Below are 14363 nucleotides of genomic sequence, written 5' to 3' on the forward strand. Positions count from 1 at the left end.
GACGTTAACGTGGGGAAGGGAACGATCAAATTTTTCTTTAGCCACGACAGTGAACCTCTTGCCTAAAGGGGATTAGCCTTGTTTTTTAACGAGTGCTTCGACGATGTTCGACGGAGCTTCGGCGTATTTGGAGAATTCCATGGAGTAGCTTGCGCGACCCTGAGACATGGAACGAACGTCGGTCGCGTAACCGAACATCTCTCCGAGCGGTACCTCAGCAGTGATTACCTTGCCGGACACCGAGTCTTCATTACCCTGGATCATCCCGCGACGACGGCTCAGGTCACCCATCACGTCACCCAGGTAGTCTTCCGGGGTTACAACTTCGACCTTCATGATCGGCTCAAGCACCACGCCACCGCCCTTCTGGGCCAGCTGCTTGGTCGCCATCGAAGCGGCGATCTTGAACGCCATTTCGTTGGAGTCGACGTCGTGGTACGAACCGTCGAATACCGTAGCCTTCAGGCCGAGCAGCGGATAGCCGGCAACAACGCCGTTTTTCATCTGCTCTTCGATACCCTTCTGGATCGGGGCGATGAATTCCTTAGGAATCACACCACCAACGACTTCGTTGGTGAACACCAGACCTTCGGTGATGTTGCCTTTGTCGTCCACGTCCGGCTCCGAGAAACGGATCCAGCAGTGACCGAACTGACCACGACCACCCGACTGACGAACGAACTTGCCTTCGATCTCGACGTTGGACTTGGTGATCTTCTCGCGGTACGAAACCTGCGGTTTGCCGACGTTGCACTCGACGTTGAACTCGCGCTTCATGCGGTCAACGAGGATGTCCAGGTGCAGCTCACCCATACCGGAGATGATGGTCTGGCCGGTTTCTTCGTCGGTCTTGACGCGGAACGACGGGTCTTCCTGGGCCAGCTTGCCCAGAGCGATACCCATCTTCTCCTGGTCAGCCTTGGTTTTCGGCTCTACGGAGAGCGAAATTACCGGCTCAGGGAAGTCCATACGCTCGAGGATGATCGGCTTGTCGGCGTTGCACAGGGTGTCACCGGTGGTGACGTCCTTCATGCCGATCAGAGCAGCGATGTCGCCAGCGCGTACTTCTTTGATCTCTTCACGCTGGTTGGCGTGCATCTGCACCATACGACCAACGCGCTCTTTCTTGCCCTTGACCGAGTTGATGACGGAGTCACCGGAGGTCAGGAAGCCCGAGTAGACGCGGACGAAGGTCAGAGTACCCACGAACGGGTCGGTGGCAATCTTGAACGCCAGGGCCGAGAACGGCTCGTTGTCGTCAGCAGGACGCTCGTCATACTGCTCTGGAGTGACTTCATCCTTCGGCACGTCGATCAGATCAGGGTGGATACCCTTGATCGCAGGGATCTCGGTTGGCGCAGGCAGGAAGTCAATGACGGCGTCGAGAACCAGGGGAACGCCCTTGTTCTTGAACGAGGAACCGCAGACAGCAGGAACGATCTCGCTCGCCAGGGTACGGGCGCGCAGACCAGCCTTGATGTCTTCGACGGACAGGTCACCTTCTTCAAGGTACTTGTTCATCAGCTCTTCGTTGGCCTCGGCAGCAGCCTCGACCATGTTGTTGCGCCATTCGTTGGCCAGGTCCACCAGCTCGGCAGGAATCTCTTCCTCGCGATAGGTGGTGCCTTTGTCGTCGTCGTTCCAGTAGATGGCTTTCATCTTGATCAGGTCAACCTGACCCTGGAAGTCGTCTTCTGCACCGATAGCCAGCTGGACCGGAACCGGGGTGTGACCCAGGCGGTTCTTGATCTGGCCGACAACGCGCAGGAAGTTGGCACCGGCACGGTCCATCTTGTTCACGTAGACAACACGCGGAACGCCGTACTTGTTGGCCTGACGCCATACGGTTTCGGACTGAGGCTCAACGCCGGAGGTGCCGCAGAACACGACGACCGCGCCGTCGAGTACACGCAGCGAACGCTCTACTTCAATGGTGAAGTCAACGTGGCCGGGGGTATCGATGACGTTTACGCGGTAGTTGTCGTACTGACCACGGGAGCCTTTCCAGAAGGTGGTAACGGCAGCGGAGGTAATGGTGATACCGCGCTCCTGCTCCTGCACCATCCAGTCGGTGGTCGCGGCGCCATCATGCACCTCGCCCATCTTGTGGCTCAGACCTGTGTAGAACAGGATCCGCTCGGTAGTGGTGGTCTTGCCCGCGTCAACGTGAGCACAGATACCGATGTTACGGTAGCGGTTAATTGCTGTAGTACGAGCCATAAAGCCCTCGCAAAATGATTGATGCTTGAATTAGAAGCGGTAGTGCGAGAACGCTTTGTTGGCTTCGGCCATACGGTGCACGTCTTCACGCTTCTTGACTGCAGCACCCTTGCCTTCGGCAGCATCCAGCAGCTCGCCGGCCAGACGCAGGGCCATCGACTTCTCGCCGCGCTTGCGGGCGTAGTCTACGAGCCAGCGCATTGCCAGAGCGTTACGACGGGATGGACGAACTTCAACCGGAACCTGGTAAGTGGCACCGCCGACACGACGGGACTTTACTTCGACCAGCGGAGCGATGGCGTCGAGAGCTTTCTCGAAGATTTCCAGGGGGTCGCTGTTCTTGCGTGCTTTGACGGTATCCAGGGCACCGTAAACGATGCGCTCGGCTACGGCCTTCTTGCCGCTTTCCATCACGTGGTTCATGAACTTGGCGAGGATCTGAGATCCGTATTTCGGATCGTCAAGGATCTCACGTTTTGCTGCTACACGACGTCTTGGCATGATAAGCCCTCAAACGGTCTTCAGGTTAGCCCGGGACGCGGGTCTTCGACCCCTGCCCGACCTTACTCTTATCGACTCAAATAAATGGATGTCTGCAAACGCCCGATTACTTCGGACGCTTGGTACCGTACTTCGAACGACCCTGGTTACGGCCTTTGACGCCCGAAGTATCCAGAGAGCCGCGAACGGTGTGGTAACGAACACCTGGCAAGTCTTTTACACGGCCGCCACGGATCAGGACGACGCTGTGCTCTTGCAGGTTGTGGCCTTCACCACCGATGTACGAGGAAACCTCGAAACCGTTGGTCAGACGTACACGGCATACTTTACGCAGTGCCGAGTTAGGTTTTTTCGGCGTGGTGGTGTACACACGGGTGCACACGCCACGACGCTGCGGGCAGTTCTGCAGCGCAGGAACGTCGGACTTCTCGACCGAACGCTTGCGCGGCTGACGTACCAGCTGGTTGATAGTTGCCATCTACTAGCTCCACTGATTGTCTTGCGACTCTATTGTCTTGCAAGAAAGCCAAAAATTGGCGAGACGGAGCCTCACCAAATTTAAGGGTACAAAAGTCTAAAGAGGATCTTGCACCCAGTCAAGACAAGGCCCCCACCCCTCCTGCCCGATCATCGGCAACAAATCATGTCACCGAGGCTCGGGAGGAAGGGGCCGGGGCCCCGCCTCTTCTTAGTTGCCGCTGGAGTTCAGCGCTTCGGTCAGTGCGGCTTCCACCTCACTGGCGCTCACACGCAGCGGCTTGTCGGCATCACGGCGACGCTTGCGCTCGCTGTGGTAGGCCAGACCGGTACCGGCCGGGATCAGACGACCCACGACCACGTTCTCTTTCAGGCCGCGCAGGTAGTCGCGCTTGCCGGTTACCGCCGCTTCGGTCAGTACGCGGGTGGTTTCCTGGAAGGAAGCCGCGGAGATGAACGACTCGGTCGACAGCGAGGCCTTGGTGATACCCAGCAGGACACGGGTGAACTTGGAGATGAACTTGTCTTCACTCGCCAGACGCTCGTTCTCTACCAGTACCTGGGTCAACTCCATCTGGTCGCCCTTGATGAAGCTGGAATCGCCGGACTCGGAGATCTCAACTTTACGCAGCATCTGACGCAGGATGGTCTCGATGTGCTTGTCGTTGATCTTCACGCCCTGCAGGCGGTAAACGTCCTGAATCTCGTTGACGATGTACTTGGCCAGCGCGCTGACACCCAGCAGACGCAGGATGTCGTGCGGATCGCTCGGACCGTCGGAGATGACTTCGCCGCGGTTTACCTGTTCGCCTTCGAAGACGTTCAGGTGGCGCCACTTCGGAATCAGCTCTTCGTACGGATCGCTGCCATCGGTCGGCGTGATGACCAGGCGACGCTTGCCCTTGGTCTCTTTACCGAACGCGATGGTGCCGCTGACTTCAGCCAGGATCGACGCTTCTTTCGGACGACGCGCTTCGAACAGGTCGGCAACGCGTGGCAGACCACCGGTGATGTCACGAGTCTTCGACGTTTCTTGCGGGATACGCGCAATAACGTCACCGACACCGATCTGGGCACCGTCAGCCACACCGACGAGGGCGTTGGCCGGCAGGAAGTACTGAGCCGGTACGTCGGTACCTGGCAGGTACAGGTCCTTGCCGTTGGCATCGACCATCTTGATGGCCGGACGGATTTCCTTGCCAGCGGCAGGGCGATCCTTGACGTCCAGGACTTCAATGTTGGTCAGACCGGTCAGTTCGTCGGTCTGGCGCTTGATGGTGATGTTTTCTTCCATGCCCACGAAGGTCACGGTACCTTTCAGTTCGGTAACGATCGGGTGGGTGTGCGGGTCCCACTTGGCGACGATGGCGCCAGCTTCGACCTTGTCACCTTCCTTGACCGAAATCACCGCACCGTAAGGCAGCTTGTAACGCTCACGTTCACGACCGAATTCGTCGGCAATGGCCAGCTCGCCGGAACGCGATACCGCGACCAGGTTGCCATCGGCACGCTCGACCTGCTTCAGGTTGTGCAGACGCACCATGCCGCCATTCTTCACCTGGACGCTGTCGGCAGCCGAGGTACGGCTTGCAGCACCACCGATGTGGAAGGTACGCATGGTCAGCTGGGTACCCGGCTCACCGATCGACTGTGCAGCGATAACGCCGACAGCTTCACCGATGTTCACCTGGTGACCACGAGCCAGGTCACGACCGTAGCACTTGGCGCAGATGCCGTAGCGGGTTTCGCAGCTGATCGGCGAACGCACGACCACTTCGTCGATGCTGTTCAGCTCGATGAACTCAACCCACTTCTCGTCGACCAGGGTGCCGGCAGGAACGATGACGTCCTCGGTACCTGGCTTGAACACGTCGCGGGCGATGACACGACCCAGTACACGCTCACCCAGCGGCTCTACAACGTCGCCACCTTCGATGTGCGGCGTCATCAGCAGGCCCTGGTCGGTGCCGCAGTCGATCTCGGTCACGACCAGATCCTGCGCCACGTCTACCAGACGGCGAGTCAGGTAACCGGAGTTCGCAGTCTTCAGTGCGGTATCCGCCAGACCTTTACGAGCACCGTGGGTCGAGATGAAGTACTGCAGTACGCTCAGACCTTCACGGAAGTTCGCGGTGATCGGCGTCTCGATGATCGAGCCGTCCGGCTTGGCCATCAGACCACGCATACCGGCCAGCTGACGGATCTGTGCAGCGGAACCCCGCGCACCCGAGTCAGCCATCATGTACATCGAGTTGAAGGACTCTTGCTCGACTTCCTTGCCCTCGCGGTCGATGACCTTCTCTTTCGAGAGGTTGGCCATCATCGCCTTGGACACTTCGTCGTTCGCCTTCGACCACAAGTCGATGACCTTGTTGTACTTCTCGCCCTGGGTAACCAGGCCCGAGGCGTACTGGCTTTCGATTTCCTTCACCTCATCGGTAGCAGTACCGATGATGCGGGCTTTTTCGTCCGGGATAACGAAGTCGTTAACACCGATCGAGACGCCGGAAATGGTCGAGTAAGCGAAACCGGTGTACATCAGCTGGTCAGCGAAGATCACGGTCTCTTTCAGACCAACCACGCGATAGCACTGGTTGATCAGCTTGGAGATCGCCTTCTTCTTCATCGGCTGGTTGACCACGTCGTACGGCAGACCTGCCGGAACAACCTGGAACAGCAGCGCACGGCCGACGGTGGTGTCGACGATACGGGTGTTCTTGACCACCGAGCCATCACGCTCTTTCACGGTCTCGTTGATACGGACCTTGATTTTCGCGTGCAGGGCAGCCTCGCCGGCGCGGAATACGCGGTCGACTTCCTGCAGGTCAGCGAACACGCGACCTTCGCCCTTGGCGTTGATGGCTTCACGGGTCATGTAGTACAGACCCAGTACAACGTCCTGCGAAGGAACGATGATTGGCTCACCGTTGGCTGGCGACAGGATGTTGTTGGTCGACATCATCAGCGCGCGCGCTTCGAGCTGGGCTTCCAGGGTCAGCGGCACGTGAACGGCCATCTGGTCACCGTCGAAGTCGGCGTTGTACGCGGCACAGACCAGCGGGTGCAGCTGAATCGCCTTGCCTTCGATCAGCACCGGCTCGAACGCCTGGATACCCAGACGGTGCAGCGTCGGTGCACGGTTCAGCAGGACGGGGTGTTCGCGGATGACTTCGGCGAGAACGTCCCAGACCTCTGGCAGCTCGCGCTCGACCATCTTCTTGGCGGCCTTGATGGTGGTCGCCAGACCACGCATTTCCAGCTTGCCGAAAATGAACGGCTTGAACAGCTCGAGGGCCATCTTCTTCGGCAGACCGCACTGGTGCAGGCGCAGGGTCGGGCCTACGGTAATTACCGAACGACCGGAGTAGTCCACGCGCTTACCGAGCAAGTTCTGACGGAAGCGACCTTGCTTACCTTTGATCATGTCGGCCAGCGACTTCAGCGGACGCTTGTTCGAGCCAGTGATGGCACGACCGCGACGGCCGTTGTCGAGCAGGGCGTCGACCGCTTCCTGCAGCATGCGCTTTTCGTTGCGCACGATGATGTCCGGCGCCGACAGATCGAGCAGGCGCTTCAGACGGTTGTTACGGTTGATCACCCGACGATACAGATCGTTCAGGTCGGAGGTCGCGAAGCGGCCGCCATCCAGCGGAACCAGCGGACGCAGGTCCGGCGGCAGCACTGGCAGGACGGTCAGGACCATCCACTCAGGCAGGTTGCCCGAGCCCTGGAAAGCTTCCATCAGCTTCAGGCGCTTGGACAGCTTCTTGATCTTGGTTTCGGAGTTGGTCTGTGGAATCTCTTCGCGCAGACGACCGATCTCGTGCTCCAGGTCGATCGCGTGCAGCAGTTCGCGGACAGCCTCGGCACCCATGCGGGCGTCGAAGTCGTCACCGAACTCTTCCAGCGCTTCGAAGTACTGCTCGTCGTTCAGCAGCTGACCCTTCTCGAGGGTAGTCATGCCCGGATCGATCACCACGTAGCTCTCGAAGTAGAGCACGCGCTCGATGTCACGCAGGGTCATGTCCATCAGCAGGCCGATACGGGACGGCAGCGACTTCAGGAACCAGATGTGGGCGACCGGCGAGGCCAGCTCGATGTGCGCCATGCGCTCACGACGAACCTTGGCCAGGGCAACTTCAACGCCGCACTTCTCGCAGATCACACCGCGGTGCTTGAGGCGCTTGTACTTGCCGCACAGGCACTCGTAGTCCTTGACTGGGCCAAAGATCTTGGCGCAGAACAGGCCGTCACGCTCAGGCTTGAACGTACGGTAGTTGATGGTTTCCGGCTTCTTAACTTCACCGAACGACCACGAACGGATCATTTCAGGCGACGCCAGACCGATGCGGATGGCGTCGAACTCTTCGACTTGACCCTGGTTTTTCAGCAAATTCAGTAGGTCTTTCAAGGCCTTTCCTCCTGGCGGAGCAGGAAGCGGGCTGTACCAGCCCCGCTCCCCTTCGCGTCACGTGTTATTCGGTTTCCAGATCGATATCGATACCGAGCGAACGGATCTCTTTGATCAACACGTTGAAGGACTCGGGCATGCCCGGCTCCATACGGTGATCGCCATCCACGATGTTCTTGTACATCTTGGTACGGCCGTTCACGTCGTCCGACTTCACTGTGAGCATTTCTTGCAGGGTGTATGCCGCGCCGTATGCTTCCAGCGCCCACACTTCCATCTCCCCGAAACGCTGACCACCGAACTGCGCCTTACCACCCAGCGGCTGCTGGGTAACCAGGCTGTAGGAACCAGTGGAACGCGCGTGCATCTTGTCGTCCACCAAGTGGTTCAGCTTGAGCATGTACATGTAACCAACGGTCACAGGACGCTCGAACTTGTTGCCGGTACGGCCGTCGAACAGCACCATCTGGCCGCTCTCTGGCAGGTCGGCCAGCTTCAGCATGGCCTTGATCTCACGCTCCTTGGCACCGTCGAAGACAGGCGTCGCCATCGGCACACCTTTCTTGAGGTTGTTGGCCAGGGCGAAGATCTCTGCGTCGGAGAACTCGTCGAGGTTTTCCTGACGACCACCGATCTCGTTGTAGATCTCGGTCAGGAAGGTGCGCAGCTCGGCTGCCTTGCGCTGCTCTTCGATCATGCGGTCGATCTTCTCGCCCAGACCTTTGGCCGCCAGGCCCAGGTGGGTTTCGAGAATCTGACCGACGTTCATACGCGAAGGTACGCCCAGCGGGTTCAGTACGACGTCGACCGGAGTACCGTTGGCGTCGTGCGGCATGTCTTCTACCGGCATGATCACCGAGACGACACCCTTGTTACCGTGACGACCGGCCATCTTGTCACCCGGCTGGATGCGACGGCGGATTGCCAGGTAGACCTTGACGATCTTCAGTACGCCTGGAGCCAGGTCATCGCCCTGCTGCAGCTTGCGCTTCTTGTCTTCGAACTTGTCGTCCAGCAGCCGGCGACGATCGACGATGTACTGCTGAGCCTTTTCCAGCTGCTCGTTCAGTGCATCTTCGGCCATGCGCAGTTTGAACCACTGGCCGTGCTCCAGACCGTTCAGTACGTCGTCAGTGATCACGGTGCCTTTCTTCAGGCCCGCACCACCGTCGACCACCTGGCCGTTCAGAGCAGAACGCAGACGCTCGAAGGTCGCGCCTTCGACGATGCGGAACTCTTCGTTGAGGTCCTTGCGGATCTCGTCCAGCTGCATCTTCTCGATCGCCAGGGCGCGGCTGTCGCGCTCAACGCCATCGCGGGTGAAGACCTGTACGTCGATGACGGTGCCCTTGGTGCCGGTCGGCACGCGCAGGGAGGTGTCTTTGACGTCGCTGGCCTTCTCACCGAAGATCGCACGCAGCAGTTTCTCTTCCGGCGTCAGCTGGGTCTCACCTTTCGGAGTGACCTTGCCGACCAGGATGTCGCCGGCGCCGACTTCGGCACCTACGTAGACGATACCGGCTTCGTCCAGCTTGTTCAGCGCAGCCTCACCCACGTTCGGGATGTCCGCGGTGATTTCCTCTGGGCCAAGCTTGGTGTCACGGGCCACACAGGTCAGTTCCTGGATGTGGATCGTGGTGAAGCGATCTTCCTGGACCACACGCTCGGACAGGCAGATGGAGTCTTCGAAGTTGAAGCCGTTCCACGCCATGAACGCGATGCGCATGTTCTGGCCCAGCGCCAGTTCACCCATGTCGGTGGACGGGCCGTCGGCCATGATGTCGCCACGCGCGACCACATCACCCTTGCTCACCAGCGGACGCTGGTTGATGCAGGTGTTCTGGTTCGAACGGGTGTACTTGGTCAGGTTGTAGATATCCACACCTGCTTCACCGGTCTCGACTTCGTCATCAGCTACACGCACGACGATACGGCTGGCGTCGACCGAGTCGATCACACCACCGCGGCGAGCCACGACGCAGACGCCGGAGTCACGGGCGACGTTGCGCTCCATGCCAGTACCTACCAGCGGCTTGTCGGCACGCAGGGTCGGTACAGCCTGACGCTGCATGTTCGAACCCATCAACGCACGGTTGGCGTCGTCGTGCTCGAGGAACGGAATCAGAGAGGCAGCAACGGAAACAACCTGCTTCGGCGAAACGTCCATCAGGGTGACGTCTTCCGGCGCCTTGACGGTGAATTCGTTCAGGTGACGGACCGCTACCAGCTCGTCGATCAGGTGCTTCTGCTCGTTCATCGCAGCCGAAGCCTGGGCGATGACGTGATCAGCTTCTTCGATCGCCGACAGGAACACGATGTCGTCGGTGACCACACCCTCTTTCACCACACGGTACGGGCTTTCCAGGAAGCCGTACTGGTTGGTGCGGGCGTAGGCCGCCAGGGAGTTGATCAGACCGATGTTCGGACCTTCCGGCGTCTCGATCGGGCACACGCGGCCGTAGTGGGTCGGGTGTACGTCACGAACTTCGAAGCCTGCGCGCTCACGGGTCAGACCGCCCGGGCCGAGCGCAGAGACACGACGCTTGTGGGTGATCTCGGAGAGCGGGTTGTTCTGGTCCATGAACTGCGAGAGCTGGCTGGAACCGAAGAACTCTTTCACCGCCGCCGCAACCGGCTTGGCGTTGATCAGGTCCTGCGGCATCAGGCCTTCGCTTTCGGCCATCGACAGACGCTCTTTGACCGCACGCTCGACGCGCACCAGGCCAACGCGGAACTGGTTCTCGGCCATCTCGCCGACACAACGCACACGACGGTTACCCAGGTGGTCGATGTCGTCGACGATGCCCTTGCCGTTACGGATGTCGACCAGGGTCTTCAGTACATCGACGATGTCTTCCTTGCTCAGCACGCCCGAACCTTCGATCTCGGTACGACCGATACGACGGTTGAACTTCATGCGGCCGACTGCGGACAGGTCGTAACGCTCGGCGCTGAAGAACAGGTTGTTGAACAGGGTCTCGGCGGCGTCCTTGGTTGGCGGCTCGCCTGGGCGCATCATGCGATAGATTTCGACCAACGCTTCCAGCTGGTTGCTGGTGGTATCGATCTTCAGCGTATCGGCGATGAACGGACCGCAGTCGATATCGTTGGTGTACAGGGTCTCGATGCGAACGACCTGGGCCTTGGCGATCTTGACCAGCAGATCGGTGGTCAGCTCGGTGTTGCACTCGGCCAGGATTTCACCAGTTGCCGGGTGCACGATGGCCTTGGCAGTGGTACGGCCAATCATGTACTCGAGCGGAACGTCCAGCTGCTTGACGCCAGCTTTCTCGATCTGGTTGATGTGGCGCGCAGTGATACGGCGGCCTTGCTCGACGATGACCTTGCCGGTGTCGTCGGTGATGTCCATGACCGCAACTTCACCGCGCAGGCGCTGGGCAACCAGCTCCAGGCTCAGCTTCTCACCGGAAACGTGGAACACGTTGGTGGTGTAGAAGGTGTCCAGGATCTCTTCGGTGCTGTAGCCCAGGGCGCGCAGCAGTACGGAGGCCGGCAGCTTGCGACGACGGTCGATACGGACGAACACGCAGTCCTTCGGATCGAACTCGAAGTCGAGCCAGGAGCCGCGGTAAGGAATGATGCGAGCGGAGTACAGCAGCTTGCCGGAGCTGTGAGTCTTGCCACGGTCGTGGTCGAAGAACACACCAGGCGAACGGTGCAGCTGGGAAACGATCACACGCTCGGTACCGTTGATAACGAAGGTACCGTTCTCAGTCATCAGGGGGATTTCACCCATGTAGACTTCTTGCTCTTTGATGTCCTTGATCGCTTTGTTCGACGATTCCTTGTCGAAGATGATCAGGCGCACCTTGACCCGCAGTGGGACCGCGAAGGTCACGCCACGCAGGACACATTCCTTCACATCGAAGGCAGGCTCGCCCAGGCGATAGCCTACGTACTCCAGGGCAGCATTGCCGGAGTAGCTGATGATCGGGAATACCGATTTGAAGGCCGCATGCAGACCGACGTCGCGGAACTGATCCTTGGATGCTCCCGCCTGCAGGAATTCGCGATACGAATCCAGCTGGATGGCCAGGAGGTACGGCACATCCATGACGTCCGGCAACTTGCTAAAGTCCTTGCGGATACGTTTTTTCTCAGTGTATGAGTAAGCCATCAGCGTTCCCCAGCTTGGTCACCTGCTTGTTTGGCTTCTCCCGGCGGGAGCAGCCAGAAAATCGTGCAAACCCCTTGGTTTGCGCCACCCACATGGGTGTCTTGCAGCTCGTTATCGGGGCCGACCTGATCGGCCACCAATAACGGAAAAAGGCCGGTGGCACAGGCCACCAGCCATCAGCCCTACGCTTGACGCTCAGGCTGCAGTCGCAAAGTCGAAATTACTTCAGCTCGACTTTAGCGCCAGCTTCTTCCAGCTTCTTCTTAGCGTCTTCAGCGGCTTCTTTCGAAACGCCTTCAGCTACAACCTGAGGAGCGCCATCGACTTTCTCTTTGGCTTCTTTCAGGCCCAGACCGGTCAGCTCGCGAACGGCTTTGATGACGTTCACTTTCTTGTCGCCGGCTTCAACCAGGACAACGTTGAACTCGGTCTGCTCTTCAACAACGGCAGCGGCAGCAGCTGGGCCAGCGGCAACAGCGGCAGCAGCGGTAACGCCGAAGGTTTCTTCCATTGCTTTGATCAGTTCAACAATTTCCAGAACGGTTTTCTGGCCGATTGCTTCGATGATTTGCTCGTTAGTCAGAGACATGACTATGAATTCCTGTATTGGGGGACAGCCTTACACGGCCATCAAATTAAACGTTTGATTTCGAGAGAAGCTACGCCGCCTTAGGCAGCAGCGGCTTCTTTCTGGTCGCGCAGAGCTGCCAGGGTACGAGCCAGCTTGCTGGTTGCACCTTGGATTACGCTCATCAGCTGTGCGATAGCCTCGTCGCGAGTTGGCAGGGTTGCCAGCACGTCGATCTGGTTAGCGGCAAGGAACTTGCCGTCGAACGCAGCTGCCTTGATCTCGAACTTGTCCTGACCCTTGGCGAATTCCTTGAACAGACGGGCAGCAGCGCCCGGGTGTTCGTTGGAGAACGCAATCAGGGTAGGGCCGGTGAAGGCGTCGTTGAGGACACTGAATTCAGTGTCAGCAACAGCGCGCTTGAGCAGGGTGTTACGTACGACACGTACGTATACGCCAGCTTCACGAGCCTCTTTACGGAGTCCGGTCATTGCGCCTACAGTCACACCACGGGCATCGGCCACGACAGCGGACAGAGCGACTTTGGCAGCCTCGTTGACTTCAGCGACGATGGCCTTCTTGTCTTCGAGTTTAATTGCCACGGGTTTACTCCTGGTTTCTACCGTTTCATCTGGCCGAGGCCGGATGTCGTTTTGGTGTCTGATTCGCGAGCGAATCGGGAGCACCATCTGCGTAGGCTTGTGTTTTAAGACTTGCGTCGCCTACGGTCTTGGATAGCCCCCGCCAGGCAGGGACCCCAATCTTGTTGCAGCCGGCGCGCTCGAAAGACCGCGCCGACTTTGCATTACACGTTCAGCGAGCTCTGATCGATGATCAGACCTGGGCCCATGGTGGTGCTCAGGGTAACGCGCTTGACGTAGATACCTTTCGAAGAAGCTGGCTTGATACGCTTCAGATCAGCGATCAGGGCTTCAACGTTTTCCTTCAGCTTGCCAGCTTCAAAGCCGATCTTGCCAACGGAGGTGTGGATGATACCGTTCTTGTCGGTACGGTAGCGAACCTGACCAGCCTTGGCGTTCTTGACGGCAGTGGCTACGTCCGGGGTCACGGTACCGACTTTCGGGTTAGGCATCAGGCCGCGAGGACCCAGAACCTGACCCAGCTGACCGACAACGCGCATGGCATCAGGGGATGCGATGACGACGTCATAGTTCAGGTCGCCGCCTTTCATTTCGGCAGCCAGATCGTCCATACCTACGCGGTCAGCGCCGGCAGCCAGAGCGGCCTCGGCAGCTGGGCCCTGGGTGAAGACGGCAACGCGTACGGTCTTGCCAGTACCGTGCGGCAGCACAGTAGCGCTACGAACGACCTGGTCGGATTTACGCGGGTCAACACCGAGGTTTACGGCGATGTCGTACGACTCGACGAATTTGGCAGCCGGCAGCGAAGCCAGCAGGGTAGCGGCCTCTTCGAAGTTGTAGGCCTTGCCTGCTTCGATTTTCTCGGCGATTGCCTTTTGACGCTTGGTCAGCTTAGCCATTACACACCCTCCACGTTCAGGCCCATGCTGCGGGCAGAGCCAGCGATGGTGCGTACAGCTGCATCCAGGTCAGCGGCGGTCAGATCAGCCTGCTTTGCCTTGGCGATATCTTCCAGCTGAGCGCGGGTGACGGTACCGACCTTGACGGTGTTCGGACGAGCCGAACCGCTGGTCAGGCCAGCAGCTTTCTTCAGCAGAACCGAGGCAGGGGTGCTCTTGGTTTCGAAGGTGAAGCTACGGTCACTGTAGACAGTGATGATCACAGGAGTCGGCAGGCCGGCTTCTTGACCCTGAGTACGGGCGTTGAAGGCCTTGCAGAATTCCATGATGTTCACACCGTGTTGACCCAGTGCTGGACCAACGGGTGGGCTTGGGTTGGCCTGGCCGGCCTTTACTTGCAGCTTGATATAAGCCTGAATCTTCTTAGCCATGAGCTACTCCAAAATCGGGTTCGAACGCCTGGTGGCTCCCCGGATGACTTGCGTTTTATCCCAGTGACGACAAAACCCCCCCCCCCCCAAAGGGGGGGGGGGGGGGGGGGGGGGGG

The 14363-nt window shown here is 59.0% G+C and carries 9 protein-coding genes; all 9 read right to left on the reverse strand.

Annotated elements, in window-relative coordinates; all coding sequences use genetic code 11:
* Nucleotides 1-72: 72 nt before the first annotated feature.
* Nucleotides 73-2220, reverse strand: a complete 2148-nt coding sequence (fusA, locus tag HU729_RS22355) for an elongation factor G (protein ID WP_186670246.1) — start codon at nt 2218-2220, stop codon at nt 73-75.
* 30 nt (nt 2221-2250) lie between these two features.
* The gene (gene rpsG, locus HU729_RS22360) at nt 2251-2721 is read right to left on the reverse strand and encodes a 30S ribosomal protein S7 (protein ID WP_003246741.1); all 471 of its coding nucleotides are present in this window, start codon (nt 2719-2721) and stop codon (nt 2251-2253) included.
* 106 nt (nt 2722-2827) lie between these two features.
* Nucleotides 2828-3199 (reverse strand): 30S ribosomal protein S12, encoded by a 372-nt coding sequence (gene rpsL, locus HU729_RS22365; protein WP_003255492.1) that lies wholly within the window; start codon nt 3197-3199, stop codon nt 2828-2830.
* 210 nt (nt 3200-3409) lie between these two features.
* A complete protein-coding gene (gene rpoC, locus HU729_RS22370; protein ID WP_186670244.1) occupies nt 3410-7609 on the reverse strand; it encodes a DNA-directed RNA polymerase subunit beta' in 4200 nt (1399 codons plus the stop codon).
* Between the two features lie 64 nt (nt 7610-7673).
* Nucleotides 7674-11747 (reverse strand): DNA-directed RNA polymerase subunit beta, encoded by a 4074-nt coding sequence (rpoB, locus tag HU729_RS22375; RefSeq protein WP_151926555.1) that lies wholly within the window; start codon nt 11745-11747, stop codon nt 7674-7676.
* A gap of 220 nt (nt 11748-11967) precedes the next feature.
* Nucleotides 11968-12336, reverse strand: a complete 369-nt coding sequence (rplL, locus tag HU729_RS22380; protein ID WP_054893558.1) for a 50S ribosomal protein L7/L12 — start codon at nt 12334-12336, stop codon at nt 11968-11970.
* A gap of 80 nt (nt 12337-12416) precedes the next feature.
* A complete protein-coding gene (gene rplJ, locus HU729_RS22385) occupies nt 12417-12917 on the reverse strand; it encodes a 50S ribosomal protein L10 (protein ID WP_029614620.1) in 501 nt (166 codons plus the stop codon).
* A gap of 203 nt (nt 12918-13120) precedes the next feature.
* On the reverse strand, nt 13121-13816 hold the full coding sequence (gene rplA / locus HU729_RS22390) for a 50S ribosomal protein L1 (RefSeq protein ID WP_028692260.1): 696 nt from the start codon (nt 13814-13816) through the stop codon (nt 13121-13123).
* Complete coding sequence (gene rplK, locus HU729_RS22395) at nt 13816-14247, reverse strand: 50S ribosomal protein L11 (protein ID WP_003255500.1); 432 nt, start codon at nt 14245-14247, stop codon at nt 13816-13818. Before rplK ends, rplA begins: the two co-directional genes overlap by 1 nt.
* Nucleotides 14248-14363: the final 116 nt, after the last annotated feature.

Source organism: Pseudomonas sp. RW10S2 (assembly GCF_014268985.1).
Lineage (GTDB): Bacteria > Pseudomonadota > Gammaproteobacteria > Pseudomonadales > Pseudomonadaceae > Aquipseudomonas > Aquipseudomonas wayambapalatensis.

What these genes read in the sequence shown, in the direction of transcription:
- fusA (WP_186670246.1), bottom strand. Translation starts at nt 2,220, where the DNA reads ATGGCTCGTACTACAGCAATTAACCGCTACCGTAACATCGGTATCTGT.
- rplL (WP_054893558.1), bottom strand. Translation starts at nt 12,336, where the DNA reads ATGTCTCTGACTAACGAGCAAATCATCGAAGCAATCGGCCAGAAAACC.
- rplK (WP_003255500.1), bottom strand. Translation starts at nt 14,247, where the DNA reads ATGGCTAAGAAGATTCAGGCTTATATCAAGCTGCAAGTAAAGGCCGGC.
- rpsG (WP_003246741.1), bottom strand. Translation starts at nt 2,721, where the DNA reads ATGCCAAGACGTCGTGTAGCAGCAAAACGTGAGATCCTTGACGATCCG.
- rpoB (WP_151926555.1), bottom strand. Translation starts at nt 11,747, where the DNA reads ATGGCTTACTCATACACTGAGAAAAAACGTATCCGCAAGGACTTTAGC.
- rpsL (WP_003255492.1), bottom strand. Translation starts at nt 3,199, where the DNA reads ATGGCAACTATCAACCAGCTGGTACGTCAGCCGCGCAAGCGTTCGGTC.
- rplA (WP_028692260.1), bottom strand. Translation starts at nt 13,816, where the DNA reads ATGGCTAAGCTGACCAAGCGTCAAAAGGCAATCGCCGAGAAAATCGAA.